Annotated in this window: 13 protein-coding genes; 3 read left to right on the plus strand and 10 right to left on the minus strand. The window is 38.3% G+C overall.

Annotation, left to right across the window (positions count from 1 at the left end; translation table 11 throughout):
• Nucleotides 1-192 precede the first annotated feature (192 nt).
• The 7 genes from FLB_RS13575 to FLB_RS13605 all read right to left on the minus strand — a co-directional run bounded on the left by FLB_RS13575 (nucleotide 193) and on the right by FLB_RS13605 (nucleotide 8,233).
• On the minus strand, nucleotides 193-1,956 hold the full coding sequence (locus tag FLB_RS13575) for an aromatic amino acid hydroxylase (RefSeq protein ID WP_064716499.1): 1,764 nt from the start codon (nucleotides 1,954-1,956) through the stop codon (nucleotides 193-195).
• 633 nt (nucleotides 1,957-2,589) lie between these two features.
• Nucleotides 2,590-2,985: a group III truncated hemoglobin gene (locus tag FLB_RS13580; RefSeq protein WP_064716500.1), complete on the minus strand. Its 396-nt coding sequence runs from the start codon at nucleotides 2,983-2,985 to the stop codon at nucleotides 2,590-2,592.
• Nucleotides 2,986-3,052: 67 nt separating this feature from the next.
• Entirely contained in the window at nucleotides 3,053-4,297 is a 1,245-nt protein-coding gene (gene ilvA / locus FLB_RS13585; RefSeq protein WP_064716586.1) for a threonine ammonia-lyase IlvA, read from the minus strand.
• 10 nt (nucleotides 4,298-4,307) lie between these two features.
• A complete protein-coding gene (locus tag FLB_RS13590; protein ID WP_064716501.1) occupies nucleotides 4,308-4,736 on the minus strand; it encodes a hypothetical protein in 429 nt (142 codons plus the stop codon).
• Nucleotides 4,737-5,043: 307 nt separating this feature from the next.
• Complete coding sequence (locus FLB_RS13595) at nucleotides 5,044-5,580, minus strand: DUF4136 domain-containing protein (RefSeq protein WP_064716502.1); 537 nt, start codon at nucleotides 5,578-5,580, stop codon at nucleotides 5,044-5,046.
• A 27-nt stretch (nucleotides 5,581-5,607) separates the two neighbouring features.
• Nucleotides 5,608-7,593 carry a urocanate hydratase gene (locus FLB_RS13600; protein ID WP_064716503.1) on the minus strand — a complete coding sequence of 662 codons (1,986 nt, stop codon included), beginning with the start codon at nucleotides 7,591-7,593 and terminating at the stop codon, nucleotides 5,608-5,610.
• Between the two features lie 454 nt (nucleotides 7,594-8,047).
• A complete protein-coding gene (locus tag FLB_RS13605) occupies nucleotides 8,048-8,233 on the minus strand; it encodes a DUF5522 domain-containing protein (protein WP_064716504.1) in 186 nt (61 codons plus the stop codon).
• Between the two features lie 554 nt (nucleotides 8,234-8,787).
• Between FLB_RS13605 and FLB_RS13615 the strand changes: the two genes are divergently transcribed.
• The 3 genes from FLB_RS13615 to hemL all read left to right on the plus strand — a co-directional run bounded on the left by FLB_RS13615 (nucleotide 8,788) and on the right by hemL (nucleotide 11,860).
• Nucleotides 8,788-9,678 carry a 1-aminocyclopropane-1-carboxylate deaminase/D-cysteine desulfhydrase gene (locus FLB_RS13615; protein ID WP_064716506.1) on the plus strand — a complete coding sequence of 297 codons (891 nt, stop codon included), beginning with the start codon at nucleotides 8,788-8,790 and terminating at the stop codon, nucleotides 9,676-9,678.
• Nucleotides 9,675-10,484: a glucosaminidase domain-containing protein gene (locus FLB_RS13620; protein ID WP_064716507.1), complete on the plus strand. Its 810-nt coding sequence runs from the start codon at nucleotides 9,675-9,677 to the stop codon at nucleotides 10,482-10,484. The genes FLB_RS13615 and FLB_RS13620 overlap by 4 nt, the downstream gene beginning before the upstream one ends.
• Nucleotides 10,485-10,573: 89 nt before the next feature.
• Entirely contained in the window at nucleotides 10,574-11,860 is a 1,287-nt protein-coding gene (gene hemL, locus FLB_RS13625; protein ID WP_064716508.1) for a glutamate-1-semialdehyde 2,1-aminomutase, read from the plus strand.
• 58 nt (nucleotides 11,861-11,918) lie between these two features.
• Here the strand turns inward: hemL and FLB_RS13630 are convergent, their stop codons facing one another.
• The 3 genes from FLB_RS13630 to nadA form a co-directional block, all read right to left on the minus strand.
• Nucleotides 11,919-12,365, minus strand: coding sequence for a hypothetical protein (locus tag FLB_RS13630; protein WP_064716509.1), 447 nt, complete (start codon nucleotides 12,363-12,365; stop codon nucleotides 11,919-11,921).
• A gap of 71 nt (nucleotides 12,366-12,436) precedes the next feature.
• On the minus strand, nucleotides 12,437-13,972 hold the full coding sequence (gene nadB, locus FLB_RS13635) for an L-aspartate oxidase (RefSeq protein ID WP_064716510.1): 1,536 nt from the start codon (nucleotides 13,970-13,972) through the stop codon (nucleotides 12,437-12,439).
• The gene (nadA, locus tag FLB_RS13640) at nucleotides 13,972-14,901 is read right to left on the minus strand and encodes a quinolinate synthase NadA (protein ID WP_064716511.1); all 930 of its coding nucleotides are present in this window, start codon (nucleotides 14,899-14,901) and stop codon (nucleotides 13,972-13,974) included. The genes nadB and nadA overlap by 1 nt, the downstream gene beginning before the upstream one ends.
• Nucleotides 14,902-15,025 lie beyond the last annotated feature (124 nt).

Below are 15,025 nucleotides of genomic sequence, written 5' to 3' on the forward strand. Positions count from 1 at the left end.
TTTCATAAATAAGAAAAGTTTATTGAAACGAATTTCAATAAACTTTTGTAAACATTATATTTTATAATGCTTTGCAGCATTTTTACCAACTATTTTTGACTATTAAACCATATTAAAAATTTGCGAATTTGCGGTTATTTTTTTCTGTTAGATTGGTAAGTTGTGGATTTACGCAATCTGCTGTTGTAAATTTTAGTGAACAGTTTCCTCTTTTTCAAAAATCAATTCCAAGCCATTCGAAATTAATTGAGCAACCTCAGGACGCTGTTTTTTAAGATTTTCTAAATGAGAAAGAATTTCCGAAAGTAATTGCGTTTCGTTTCTTGCTTCTAGAATTTCTGCCAATTCTACACAAAGCAACCAATCATTAGCATGTTCTTCTTTTAATTTTTCAAAAATGGGAGCCAATGAGGTCGTCGTGTCTTTTGTCTCACGGATATTTCGAACGGTATGATACAATACTTCTAAGGCATCTCGTTCCTCTGAGGTTGAAGCTTTGATGGTTTTGCTACTTGGTACGTGAGCAATTAAATCAAAACTATTCACATCTGCAGGGCCAGAAAAAGCAGAAACTAATTTCTTGCCTACAGCCATATCATAAGTTCCCCATTCTGGTTGAAAAAGAACTGTTTCGCCGTGAGTAACCGTACAGTTTTTGAAAGAAATTAAGATGATTTCACCGTGTAGATTTCGTTTCCCAGTTATGATTTCGCCTACTACTTTGATGTTACCTTCAAACTCCAAAGTAGCGGTTTCTCCTTCGTAAATGTCGTAGGCTTTTAAGTCACGTGGACTCATATCTTCAATAGCGAGGTTGATGCCTTTGAGTTTCCCGATGGGGCTTCCAAAACCTTCTAAGTGCGCAGCAGTTCCGTGTCCTACTAATTCTTTTTCGCGATTGGCCAAAGCTGTTTTTCCAGTCGTTTGTAAGTAAATCGGTTTGCCTTCGTGTTCTATTACGTTGGTAAAAACACCCGATATTTGTAAACCAGTACTCAATTCAACTGTACCCAAAGCTTTGGAATCGATGAGTTTTTTAATACCAGATAAACCGCCCGTTCTCAAAGCCATCGTATTGGCAAATTCTTCTAGGATTAAGCTCAAATAAGCAAAATCAGGAGTTACGTAGAGTTGAGGTTGTACTTTGGTAATATCAAAACTTTGTTGTGCTGCGCTAAATGTGTACGGTATTTTTTTGACGTTATTGGTCATACACCAAGCGCTTTCTCCAATAGAGGAAAGCAAACCAGCACCGTAAATTTTTGGGTTTTCAAGTGTGCCAATTAAACCGTACTCCACGGTCCACCAATGTAAGTTTCGGATTTGAGCCATTTCGGAGAGTTCGCCCATATTGTTTTGCAAATCTTCTACTGCTTTTTCGGCAGCTTCTATTTCGCTTTGTGGCGTTCCCTCGGCTTCTTTTAAAATCGAAAGTAAACGAATGGCTTCATACATTTCGTAATCTTTGTGCGAAGAGATGGCTTTGCAACCAATTTCACCAAAACGTCGCAAGTATTCCGCATATTCTGGATTGGCAATAATAGGAGCGTGTCCCGCACCTTCGTGAATGATATCTGGAGCAGGAGTGTATTCGATATGTTCTAATTGACGGATATCTGAAGCAATTACCAGCACATTATAGGCTTGGAATTCCATAAAAGCGTTAGGTGGAATAAAACCATCTACGGCAACCGCTGCCCATCCAATTTCGGACAGTATGCGATTCATACCGTACATACTCGGAATGGAGTCGATTTCTATGCCTGTTTTCTTTAACCCTTCAAGGTAGGAACTGTGGGCGACCTTGGATAGGTAATCCACGTTTTTGCGCATCACATAGCGCCAAACGGCTTGGTTAATGGGTGTGTAGTCTTCGTAATCTTGTGGTTTGATAAACTGTTTCAAATGTTTCGGTAATCGCTCGATTAGGGGATTACTTTCTATTTTTGCATTCATATCGAAATCGGTATAGTTTTTTGTAAAAATACAATTTCGAATGATTATTTGCAGTTTTTTATTCGGGATTTTTAGTAAACCAAGTGTTTTTATAGGATTTTAACAATGGTTTAAATTTTCAAAATAGCCCCAATGAAAGTCCTTTAGCCGCGACAGGAGTGGAAATCCTTTGGTGCCGGGGTTCGGTACCAAAGATTGCAGCGGATGGCGGGAACCCATACTGGCTGATAATGCCTTTTGTTTCGCTCCTGATTGTTAGGCTAATTTTATTAGACACAGATGACACAGATTTTCACAGATTAAAAAACTGATTTTGTAACTATTTAGCTTGTTTTGCTTTCAATTGGCTCCAGCCTGATTGTAAGGCTAATTTTCTTAGACACAGATAACACAGATTAAAAACCGTGTGTCTTGTAACTATTCAGCTCGTTTTGCTTTCAATTGGCTCCAGCTTTAGCTGGAGTAATGGGGGATGGATTTGGGTTGGCTTTAGCCAAATAAATCAGCTGATTTTGGCTAAAGCCTTTAAAATATTCAAATTTCACTCCTCCAGCTAAAGCAGGAGGCAATTGAAGTCCAAAAAAACAACTGAAAAATTACCTGATTTTGTATGCTTTTGTCTAGGAAACAGTACTATTTTAATTGCTCTTTTTCGGCTTTCCTAAAATACTCAATCTTATAGTTGAACATTTCTGCCATATTTTTGGCTCTTAGTTTGGCTTCATCGGCAAGAGGGCCAGCAAACAATTCATCCACAGTGGTGGTGAAAATCGCCATCCAGCGGTCGAAATGGGATTTGTCTACGGGCAATTGTTTGTGTGGTGGAAACGGACTTCCCGAATAGGTGTGGACTTCGAGCAAAATGGTTTGCCAAAAGCGGTACATTTTCTCAAGATGTTCTGGCCAGCGTTCGCCTATTTTTTCGTTGAAAACGGGACCAATTGTCTCGTCTTGACGCACATTGCTATAAAACGTATCGACCATTTTTTTGATGTCGTTTAGGTCTTGTATGTCTTGAGTAGGAGTCATAACTGTTTAAAAATTTGGTTTCAAAGGTACTTTTTTACTGGAAAAGAAGGTTGTTTTTTAGTTTCTTTTAACCAATGAGTTGGGTGAAAAGATCTTGTCTGTTGTTGAGGTATTGGTATTCGAAACCTGTTTTTTTCATGTTATCTTTGATAGCCACAATGTCGTTTGGATTTTTTACTTCTAGCCCTACTACCACAGAGCCTACTTCTCGGCTATTTTTTTTGGCAAATTGGAAATAGGTGATGTCATCGTCAGGACCTAAAATGGTATTGACAAATTCCTTGAGCGCGCCAGGACGTTGCGGAAATTGTATCATAAAATAATGCATTAATCCTTCATAAAGTAAAGAGCGCTCCTTGATTTCGGCGGTGCGTTCGATGTCGTTGTTGCTGCCGCTTACGATACAAACTACGGTTTTTCCTTTGATTTGTTCTTTATAAAAATCCAATGCAGCAATGGTCAAAGCACCTGCAGGTTCTACGACCATAGCTTCTTCATTGTACAAACGCAAGATAGTGGTGCATACTTTTCCTTCGGGAACAAGGACGATATCGTCTAGGTTTTTTTGACAAATGGCAAAGGTTTGGTCGCCTACTTGTTTTACGGCGGCTCCATCTACAAATTTGTCTATGGTTTCTAAGGGTGTGTTGATTTGATTGGCAATCGATGTTTTCATTGAAGGAGCACCTTGTGGTTCAACGCCAATAATTTTGGTATTTGGACTCAAGTTTTTGAAAACAGTGGATAGGCCAGAAGCTAAACCTCCTCCGCCAATGGGAACAAAAATATAATCAATCGGTTGTTGGTAATAATCTAGTATTTCAAGTCCTACGGTACCTTGACCTGCAATGACTTTTTTATCATCAAAAGGGTGGATGAACGCTTTTTGGTTGTCCTTGGCGTCGGCAACTGCTTTGGCATAGGCATCGTCGAAGGTATCGCCAGTTAATACAATTTCGACCCATTTTTTGCCAAAAAGTTGTACTTGTTTGACTTTTTGATTGGGTGTGGTTTTGGGCATATAGATTTTGCCTTGTATTTGTAAAAGATGGCAAGAATATGCCACACCTTGTGCGTGATTGCCAGCGCTGGCGCACACAATGCCGTTTGTTTTTTCACTTTCGGTTAAGGATTTTATTTTGTTGTATGCGCCTCTGATTTTATAAGAGCGCACGACTTGAAGATCTTCTCTTTTAAGTAAAATAGTGGCATCAAATTCTTCCGAAAGATTGAGGTTTTCTGTTAGAGGAGTAGCGGGAACTACGTTGGCTAATTCTTGTTGCGCTTGTTGTATGGATTGAAATAAGTTCATTTTATTTTTTTTAATTGAATTGTAATGTTGATTTTTTGAGGGTGTTTTGTAGCGCGTAAAAGTGCTCATTGATAATTTTACCACAACAAATCCAATACTCCTTTTCTTGAAATAGAAAAGAGACAGGAAAATGCGTGATTTGATCTTTGTGAAGGATTGGAATTTTGAAAAGTTTTATTTGATGCGTTTCTAGCTCTTCTTGATTTTGGGAATAACAGCTAAAAACCTCGATAATTCGTTCCAAAAGGGCAACCATATTGTTGGTGTTGCTTGGGTGATCCCAATAGCCAATCCTGATTTTGTACAATAAAGTCTGTTCACAACTGTCCACACAAAAATGGTCAATTTTTATTTTTTTTCGAGTGAATATAAGAACAATTTTACTGATTAGCGTTGCTTCTTTTTCGCAAAATAGCGTAAGGGTTATTTTTTCTTTCATAGAAATGTAATTTTTTAGTCAAAAAAAAACCTTTCTCAAGTGACGAGAAAGGCTTCATGGTTATGCATAACATCCTAACTCGTCAACAAAGACGAATAATAATGATGTTAATAATAATGCTAGTGTTTTGTGTCATATCTAAAAAAAAACCTCCCAATTGGGAGGTTCTATATTGATATTGTTAATACTATACAGCGCCTCACATTCTCATCGAATGATAATTGAAATGCTGCTAATAATTGTGTTATTGTTTTTCATATAAAAATGTGCTGCCGCAAATATAAACAAATAAGTTATTCACCACGATTTATTTTTTCACAGGAGGATATTGTGCTAAAATTTTCCCCACAAATTCAGCAACCACTTCGTCTTTTTTGTCCGTGTTTTTAGTTAAGGTTCCAATACCTTCACCTTGCCAAATCATTTCTTTCTTTTTGGCGTCGATAAGGTCGATATACAAGGTGCCTTCGGTAGAAGTAGAAACGGTGGTTTGGTTACCGCCCATCATCCAAGGATTCCAACCCCAACCCCAGCCGTAACCCCAACCTGCGTTGAATTGGTTTACGTTGACTTGCTCTCTCGATTTAGTGAATATATTGATTAACAAGTCAGGTGTTTCGCTTTTGGTAAATCCTTTGGCAGCCATTTGTTGATCGATTGCTCTCAAGATACGTTTTTTGTCCAGATCCGAAATCTCTACTTTGTCAATGCCTGGTTTGTAAAAAGCATAGGTTTTGAAGGTGCTATAATCTACTGTTTTGTCGTAGTCTGAATGTACGCTAATACTACTACAAGAGCTTAAGAATACTACAGCTAATAAGGCGAAAATTTTAATTAGTTTCATGAGTTTATCTTTTAGGTTAACAAAATATTAAAGTAAATCATCGTTTACTTGATTCGGAAGCGTCACTTTTAGTAAAGGTTCTACTTCCATAGCGCGTTTGATGGCAAAAATCGCTCCTTCGTTACGCGCCCAGCTTCTGCGAGAAATTCCGTTGTTGACATCCCAAAAAAGCATTGAAGCCAAACGTTTAGAAGCTTCTTTGGAACCATCAAGAACCATACCAAAGCCACCGTTGATAACTTCTCCCCAGCCCACACCGCCGCCGTTGTGAATGGAAACCCAAGTAGCGCCACGGAAACTATCGCCAATCACATTATGAATGGCCATATCAGCGGTAAATCTTGAACCGTCATAAATATTTGAAGTTTCTCGATACGGCGAATCAGTTCCTGAAACATCGTGGTGGTCACGACCTAAAACCACATACCCTATTTCGCCTTTGGCAATGGCTTGGTTAAATGCTTCGGCAATTTTAGTACGACCTTCAGCATCTGCGTATAAAATTCGCGCTTGTGAACCTACCACTAATTTATTTTCTTGAGCACCTTTTATCCATTGAATGTTATCCTGCATTTGTTGCTGAATTTCTACAGGGGAAGTTTCAATCATTTTTTCTAAAACCGCACAAGCTATAGCATCTGTTTTGGCCAAGTCTTCTGGTTTTCCGGAAGTACAAACCCAACGGAAAGGACCAAAACCATAATCAAAACACATCGGTCCCATAATATCTTGAACGTACGAAGGGTATTTGAATTCTCTACCAAGCGTTGGATTTTCGGCCATCACATCGGCTCCCGCTCTTGAGGCTTCTAGCAAAAAGGCGTTGCCGTAATCAAAGAAATACGTGCCTTTTGCGGTATGTTTGTTGATAGCTGCTGCGTGACGACGCAACGTTTCTTGCACTTTTTCTTTAAAAAGTTCCGGTTGGTTGGCCATCATTTCATTGGCTTCTTCAAACGAAATGCCCGCAGGATAATATCCGCCAGCCCACGGATTATGCAAAGAAGTTTGGTCGGAACCCAAATCAATATGCATATTTTCTTGGTCAAAACGTTCCCAAACGTCTACAATATTGCCTAAATACGCAATAGAAACGGTTTCGTTATTGGTTTTTGCTAAGGCGACACGTTGCACTAAAGCGTCTAAATCTTCAATCACTTCATTAATCCAACCTTGGCTGTGACGAATGTGGGTGATTTTCGGATTCACTTCGGCACAAACCGTGATACAACCCGCAATATTTCCCGCTTTGGGTTGCGCGCCGCTCATGCCGCCCAATCCAGACGTTACAAAAAGACCTCCTGTTGGACTCTTTTTTATTTTTCTAAAACCATTCAAAACCGTGATGGTCGTGCCGTGCACAATGCCTTGTGGACCAATGTACATATAACTTCCAGCCGTCATTTGTCCGTATTGCGAAACGCCCAAGGCATTCATTTTTTCCCAATCGTCTGGTGCCGAATAATTCGGAATCACCATCCCGTTGGTTACTACGACTCTCGGCGCCTCTTTATGCGACGGAAACAATCCCATCGGGTGCCCAGAATACATCGTCAACGTTTGCTCATCGGTCATTTCCGACAAGTATTGCATCGTCAAAAGGTATTGTGCCCAATTTTGAAACACCGCACCATTTCCGCCATACGTAATCAACTCGTGCGGATGCTGTGCCACGGCATAATCCAAATTGTTTTGTATCATCAGCATAATGGCTTTCGCTTGCTCGCTTTTCCCGGGATATTCATCAATCGGACGTGCGTACATTTTGTAATCAGGACGAAAACGGTACATATAAATACGCCCGTATTGCTCTAATTCTTCCGAGAATTCAGGTATTAATTCCGCATGATGTTTCGGGTCAAAATAACGCAACGCATTGCGCAGCGCCAACTTTTTTTCCTCCGCCGTTAAAATTTCTTTACGTTTCGGCGCGTGATTTATGGCCGCCTCATACGGCTTAGTTTGTGGTAATATATCAGGAATTCCTTGTTGGATTTGTTCTTTAAATGTCATCTTTTTTTTGTTTTTACAATCGAAAATAAAATAATAGCGATACTTTTTAGTAAGATTTGGGCGAGACCACAATACCCCAAGTGGCCTATGCAGCGTTGTCGTGAGTCGGCCACTTGCGGCATTGCGGTCGGGCTATCCACGCTACTTCGGTAGCCAGTTCCTATCCCTCTCGCAGTCCGTAGACCAAGGACTTTTGGCTTCCAAAACCTCTTGGGCAGTATATCATCACCCCCTAGTTAGTTCAAAACCGACTAAGGATACCTAATATCCGACCGGTGGTAGGACTTGTATATTTTGATTCTGTATTGTAAAGAAACGATATCCATTTCTAAGAGTTTTTTTATATTTTGAGTTCAATCATTTCATCGAGACTTGTGAACTTTGATTAATCGGCTATAGCTACAATCTGTTTTGTATTTTATTCAATCTGAACACTAAAACTGACCACTGACTACTAATTTTCTGCTTTCTTAAACCCTCCCGTCTTCTTATCAAAACCATAGGGACAATGACGGCAACCGCTTTTGCAACAATACCCTCTTTTTAGGTGGTGCTTTTCAGTAAAACATTTATAGCCTTCGGGAGTAAAGTAAAAATCTTCACCTTCGATTAGTTTATTTTCATTACTTTGCTCTAACATAAGCGACTTTTTTTTTGGAAGGTTCGTGCAAATAGAACGAATAGTATTTTTCCTTAAATAAAAGGGTATAACAGTTGCAAATCTATAAATTTTAAAGCGAAATGATTCTTATTGTTGCTAAATATTTAATTCCAAAAGGATATAGCGGTTTGGCTGCTTTTCCGTTTGTGTTCGTTAAAAAAGCAGGATATAAAGAGAATCTTATTTTTCTCAATCACGAAAAAATCCATTTGCGACAACAACTCGAATTACTGATAGTCCCTTTTTTTATATGGTACAGCCTAGAGTTTTTTCTTCGATGGTGTCAATACAAAGATAGCAATTTGGCGTATCGAAACCTGAGTTTTGAACGCGAAGCTTATGCGAACGAATCCAATTTGGAGTATCTAAAGACTAGAAAATATTTTAGTTTTTTAAACTATTTGCACACAAAAAAAAATTAAAAGCCTATTTAACCGCAAGGTTCGCAAAGAAAGCGCAATGACCGCAAAGCTTAGTGAACTTTGCGTAAATCTTTGCGAACCTTGCGGTTAATTTTATAAAAGCTATACACTTTGAATCAAAAAATAACATACGAATTACCAAATGGAATTACTCTTGAAATAAAAAGAGAAGATTTACTTCATCCTTTTGTCTCAGGCAATAAATTCCGAAAACTAAAATACAATGTACTCCAAGCCAAAGCTGAAAATCAGTCGGTTTTACTCACTTTTGGGGGCGCTTTTTCCAATCATATTGCTGCTGTGGCGTATGCTGGAAAAGAACAAGGTTTTGAAACCATTGGTATAATTCGAGGGGATGAATTACGCGATAAAATTTCGGAAAATCCTACTTTGTCTTTTGCCCAAGAATGCGGAATGCGTTTTGAATTTGTCACCCGTGAAGCTTATCGTCATAAAACCGACGCTGCATTTATCGCACAACTGCAAGCGCAATTCGGGTCTTTTTATCTAGTTCCCGAAGGAGGCACGAACGATTTGGCCGTCAAAGGTTGTGAAGAAATTCTAACCGAGCTTGATGCCGATTTTGATTTTATTTGTAGCGCTGTGGGAACAGGAGGAACCATTTCGGGACTTATTAATAGTGCTTTGCCACATCAAAAAATTTTGGGTTTTCCAGCGTTAAAAGGGGATTTTTTACAAAATGAAATTCGTAAATTTGTCACCAATAAAAATTGGGAGTTAATCACCGACTATCATTTTGGAGGATATGGTAAAGTAACCGATGAATTGATCGATTGGATCAATTCTTTTTTTCTCCAAACCCAAATTCCGATAGATCCAATTTATACAGGAAAAATGGTTTTTGGCGTTATGGATTTAATACAACGCAACTATTTTCCTCCGAAATCCAAAATCCTGATGATTCACACCGGTGGACTCCAAGGAATTGCGGGAATGAACGCCAAATTAAGAAACAATAATAAACCGATTTTAGTACAATGATAAAACAAATTTTCTGCCTAGTAGTATTGCTGTTTTTGGTAAGCTGTAACAGTACTAAATCGCCAACACAAAATCATAAAAAAAACTCTAGTAGTACTAAAAAAACAATCGTTTATTCCAAGAACTCATCAGCTAATGGGGTTGCCACTAAAAGATTAGAGGTGGTCAATCAGTACATCGAACAATACAAAGGTATTGCGATGAGCAATATGAAAAATTTTGGCATTCCTGCGAGTATTATTTTGGCACAAGGAATTTTAGAATCAGGTGCTGGGAAAAGCAGTTTGGCGGTCAATTCCAATAATCATTTTGGTATCAAATGTCATAATGATTGGGAAGGAGAATTTGTACACCATGATGATGATTCAGAAAAAGAATGCTTCCGAAAATATAATGATCCAGCGGGTTCGTATAAAGATCATGCTAAATTTTTGACAACCAAAAAACGATATGCCTCTCTTTTTTCATTGGCAAAGGGAGATTATGTGGCTTGGGCAATGGGATTGCGAGCCGCTGGATATGCCACCGATCCGTTGTATCCTGAAAAATTAATTGCTTACATTGAACGCTATGATTTGCATCAGTACGATAGTCAGGTTTTGGGCAAAAGTGTGGTGAATGCTCCCGTTTCGAATCGAGTAGACAACCAAGTGGTAAACGGTGATTGCACGTTGTATGAAGTCCAAAAAGGCGACACATTGTATTCCATTTCCAAAAAATTCAATGTTTTGGTCGAAGATTTACAACGCAAAAATAACTTAACAGACAACGCGATTTCGATTGGACAAAAATTGATTGTGAAGTAGGTTTTCGGTTTTCAGTTTTCGGTTTTCAGTTATCAGTTGTTGGAAGCAATAAAAAAACAGTAATAATAATCTTAAAAGTCTAGAATAATATGATATATCAAAGAAGCAGTCAGCTTTTTGCTGAAGCGGAAAAAGTAATTCCAGGAGGCGTAAATTCACCAGTACGAGCTTTTAAAGCCGTTGGTGGCACTCCGATTTTTGTAAAAAGTGCGAAAGGAGCTTATTTGTATGACGAAGATGGTAACCGATTAATTGATTACATTAATTCTTGGGGACCCATGATTTTGGGACACGCCTACGAACCCGTTGTGGAGGCACTAACGGAGCGTGCCAAATTAGGAACTTCTTTTGGAATGCCTACAGAGTTGGAAACCAAAATTGCTGCTTTGGCGGTTGATATGGTTCCGAATATCGATAAAATTCGTTTTGTGAATTCGGGGACAGAAGCTTGTATGAGTGCCATCCGTTTGGCGCGTGGCTTTACCAAAAGAGATAAAATCATCAAGTTTTCAGGTTGCTATCACGGTCATTCCGATTCGTTTTTGATTGCAGCGGGTAGTGGATTAAGTACTTTTGGTGTTCCAAATAGTCCTGGTGTAACCGAAGGAACTGCAAAAGATACGTTGCTGGCTCGTTACAATGATTTAGAAAATGTTAGCGCTCTCATTGCTGCTAATCCTAATGAAATTGCTGCAATTATCGTAGAACCCGTTGCAGGAAATATGGGATGTGTACCACCACTCAACGGATTCTTAGAAGGTTTACGAGAGTTGTGCTCTGCTAACGGGATTTTATTGATTTTTGATGAGGTAATGACAGGCTTTCGATTAGCAGCAGGTGGTGTTCAAGAATTATACGGCATTCAAGCGGATATCGTTTGTTTTGGAAAAGTAATTGGTGGCGGATTGCCAGTAGGGGCTTTTGCTGCTCGTGAAGAAATTATGAATTACTTGGCGCCACTAGGTCCCGTGTATCAAGCAGGAACATTATCTGGTAATCCGTTAGCGATGGCGGCTGGATTGGCGATGTTAGAGTCATTAAACAACGACAGAGCAGTGTTTCAAAGATTGGAAGAGAAAACCGCTTATTTAGAAGCAGGAATTCGTAAAGTGCTTACTGCAAATGGTGTGGTTTTTACCATCAATAGGGTAGGCTCCATGATTTCGGTTCATTTCGATGCGGAACCCGTAGTTGACTTTCAATCGGCTGCTAAAGGCGATAATGCAACCTTTAAAAAATTCTTCCACGGTTTGTTGCAAGAAGGAATTTATATTGCACCATCAGCTTATGAAACTTGGTTTATTACTGATGCGTTGACTTATGAAGATTTGGATGAAACTATTCATGCAATAGATAAAGTATCGAAGTCTTTTTAGTAGAAATATAGTATAACAAAAAAGGGAGTTTCTTGCTGTGTAGAAACTCCCTTTTTTTTTAATAATCACCTTTATGTCTTCGTCTTTGTTCTCTTTTTTCGAGCATTTTTTCTTTTCTAATTTCACGTTCTTTTTCCCATTTGGTATATTGCTCAGGAGTTAAAATCGCTTTCATTTTCGCATCCATTGCTTCTTTTTCGGCTTTCATTTTTTCAGCCATTTCTTTTCTTTCTTTGGCAGAGGCAAGCAATTGCTCTTCTTTTTTCGCATCTCTTTTGGCTTTAAAATCAGCAGCTTTTTTTCCTTGTTCGGCCATTAACTTTTTAACTTCTTCTTGTTGTTTGGCATTCAAATTTAAATCAGTTGTCATTTTTTTCAAATGCTTTTCCTGACGTTGTTCTGGAGTCATTTTTTCCATTTCGTCACGATTGGGTCTTTCTCTTCTTTCTTGAGCAACGCTACTTAAGCTTACTACCAAAAAGGCAGCCATAATTAATTTTTTCATCTTACTTTCGTTTTTTTGATTTATACTGATAAGATGATTTTTAAAGAAAAAGGTTTAATGTTAACAAAAAATTAGCATCTTAACTTGTTGATTTTGAAAAAGCCACCACGGTTTTCTTCTCGTAACATAGAATGCTGAACAATGAGAATTCCTATGGTAATTAGATTTTTTAATTCATAAAAAGCGGTATTGCCCTGATAATTTTGTTCGAGTTCTAGAAGCTCTTTTAACCAATGATTTAATTGTTTTTTTGCCTCTTTTAAATCTTTATTGTTGCGTATTATTCCAGCATGGGTTCGCATCAAAAGTTGCAATTCACTTTTTATTTGACTCAAAATAGAGTGGGTAATCAAGGGCAAGCGATCTTTGTAGGTTTTGGAGTAAACAGCTGTTTTGATTGTTGTTAAGTGAGGGTTTTCAGAAAGATATTCATAAATCGCATTGGAATAAACTAGCGCTTCCAATAGTGAGTTAGAAGCTAATCTATTGGCGCCATGTAAACCCGTTCTAGAGCATTCACCGCAAGCAAAAAGACGCTCTACGGATGTTTTACCATTGGCATCAACTACAATTCCCCCACAAAGATAATGTTGAGCAGGCACTACAGGAATCCAATCTTTGGAGATGTCGAGACCAATGCTTCTGCAATGTTTATAAATCATAGGGAAATGAATGATAAACTTTTCCAAATCCAAATGTGTACAATCTAGGAAAACACAAACTTCGCCTGATTTTTTTAATTCAAAATCGATACTTTGCGAAATAATATCTCTCGAAGCTAATTCTTTTCTTTCGTCATAATCTTCCATAAAACGACGGCCGTTTTTGGTGCGTAGATAGGCACCAAAACCTCGAACCGCCTCGGAAATTAAGAATTGTGTTCCAGATGCATTATGAAATAAGGCGGTGGGATGAAATTGAATAAATTCCATTTCTTTTATGTTGGCATTAATTCTATAAGCCATTGCGATTCCGTCGCCTGTGGCAATAATTGGATTCGTGGTATGTCCATATACATTTCCAATACCACCAGTGGCCAGCAACGTATAGTCAGCAAAACAAGGAAAAATAGTTTTGTCTTTTTGATTCAAAACTTGAACGCCCAAACAACAATTATCTTTTGCAATCAAATCGATAGCAAAATGATGGTCGAGCACCGTGATGTTCTTTTTTAAATAGACTTGTTGCAAAATAGCGCGTTCAATTTCAAAGCCTGTTTGGTCTTTATGGTGTACGACTCGACTTTGTGAATGGCCACCTTCTTTTCCTAAGTCGAAATTGCCTTGTGCATTTTTGTCAAATTGTGCGCCCCAATGGATTAATTCTTGTAGCCGTTTTGGTCCCTCGGTAATAACTTTTCGCACTACCGATTCATCGCATAAACCATCGCCACAAATTAGGGTATCCTGAATGTGTTTTTCGTACGAATCTACTATTTTGTTGGTTACAATAGCGATGCCTCCTTGCGCATATTTTGTGTTTGATTCTTCAGCATTGGCTTTCGTAACGATTGTGATTTTTTTATCCGGAAATCGAGTGGCTATTTTTAGGGCAAAAGTTAATCCTGCCACACCAGAACCGATAATTAAGTAGTTGGTTTGTGTCATTAGTTGGAGAGTTCAAGCATACGTTCTATAGGTACTAAAGCTTGTTTTCTAATGGCTTCAGGAACGATAATTTCGGGGGTTTCTTGGAGCAGACAATCATACACTTTTTGAAGGGTATTTACTTTCATATAAGCACATTCGCTACAAGCACAAGTGTTATCTTCTTTTGAAGGTGCAGGAATCAAGATTTTATTGGGTACTTCCTGTTGCATTTTGTGTAAAATGCTAGCTTCGGTAGCAACTATAAATTTTTCACAAGAACTGTTTTTGACATAGTTGATCATGCCAGCGGTGGAGCCAATATAATGCGCGGTTTTTAAAATATGAGTTTCTGATTCTGGATGTGCGATGATTTCAGCATCGGGGTTTTGTTGGTATAAATCGATGAGTTTTTCTAATGAAAAAGCTTCGTGTACTATGCAAGATCCGTCCCAAAGCAATAATTCTCTACCAGTTTCATTACTGATATATCTTCCCAAGTTTTTGTCTGGCGCAAAAATAATCGGTGTTTCTTTTGGAACTGATTCGACAATTTTTAGTGCGTTGGCAGAAGTACATACAATGTCGCTCAAGGCCTTTATTTCCGCTGAACAATTCACATAAGTAATTACCAAGTGATTTGGATGGGCTTCTTTGAATGTTTTGAAAGCATCGGCAGGACAAGAATCTGCCAAAGAACAGCCAGCATTGAGATCTGGTAAAATGACTTTTTTGGATGGATTTAAAATTTTGGCGGTTTCGGCCATGAAATGGACACCAGCAAAAAGAATAATCGAAGCTTCAACTTTCGTGGCTTCTTGCGACAAACCTAAACTATCTCCTACATAATCTGCAATATCTTGAATGTCGGTGTCTTGATAATAATGCGCCAAAATAACTGCATTTTTTTCTTTTTTGAGGGCTAAAATTTTTGCTTTTAAATCTTCCATTTTTTTTCCTTTTTATTAAATAATTATTTTTTAAAGGGGCTGTAAAAGTATCGTTACCTTATTTAATTCGCAATGATAATTATCAGGTTTAGAAGCGGTTCGTTTTTTTGACTCAAATTAATGT

It is taken from the genome of Flavobacterium succinicans (assembly GCF_001662485.1).
Lineage (GTDB): Bacteria > Bacteroidota > Bacteroidia > Flavobacteriales > Flavobacteriaceae > Flavobacterium > Flavobacterium succinicans_A.

Excerpts from the sequence above, each read along its gene's own strand:
- FLB_RS13595 (WP_064716502.1), bottom strand. The coding sequence starts at position 5,580 with ATGAAACTAATTAAAATTTTCGCCTTATTAGCTGTAGTATTCTTAAGC.
- FLB_RS13575 (WP_064716499.1), bottom strand. The coding sequence starts at position 1,956 with ATGAATGCAAAAATAGAAAGTAATCCCCTAATCGAGCGATTACCGAAA.
- FLB_RS13605 (WP_064716504.1), bottom strand. The coding sequence starts at position 8,233 with ATGTTAGAGCAAAGTAATGAAAATAAACTAATCGAAGGTGAAGATTTT.
- FLB_RS13580 (WP_064716500.1), bottom strand. The coding sequence starts at position 2,985 with ATGACTCCTACTCAAGACATACAAGACCTAAACGACATCAAAAAAATG.
- FLB_RS13630 (WP_064716509.1), bottom strand. The coding sequence starts at position 12,365 with ATGAAAAAATTAATTATGGCTGCCTTTTTGGTAGTAAGCTTAAGTAGC.
- nadA (WP_064716511.1), bottom strand. The coding sequence starts at position 14,901 with ATGGAAGATTTAAAAGCAAAAATTTTAGCCCTCAAAAAAGAAAAAAAT.
- nadB (WP_064716510.1), bottom strand. The coding sequence starts at position 13,972 with ATGACACAAACCAACTACTTAATTATCGGTTCTGGTGTGGCAGGATTA.
- FLB_RS13590 (WP_064716501.1), bottom strand. The coding sequence starts at position 4,736 with ATGAAAGAAAAAATAACCCTTACGCTATTTTGCGAAAAAGAAGCAACG.
- FLB_RS13620 (WP_064716507.1), top strand. The coding sequence starts at position 9,675 with ATGATAAAACAAATTTTCTGCCTAGTAGTATTGCTGTTTTTGGTAAGC.
- FLB_RS13600 (WP_064716503.1), bottom strand. The coding sequence starts at position 7,593 with ATGACATTTAAAGAACAAATCCAACAAGGAATTCCTGATATATTACCA.
- ilvA (WP_064716586.1), bottom strand. The coding sequence starts at position 4,297 with ATGAACTTATTTCAATCCATACAACAAGCGCAACAAGAATTAGCCAAC.
- hemL (WP_064716508.1), top strand. The coding sequence starts at position 10,574 with ATGATATATCAAAGAAGCAGTCAGCTTTTTGCTGAAGCGGAAAAAGTA.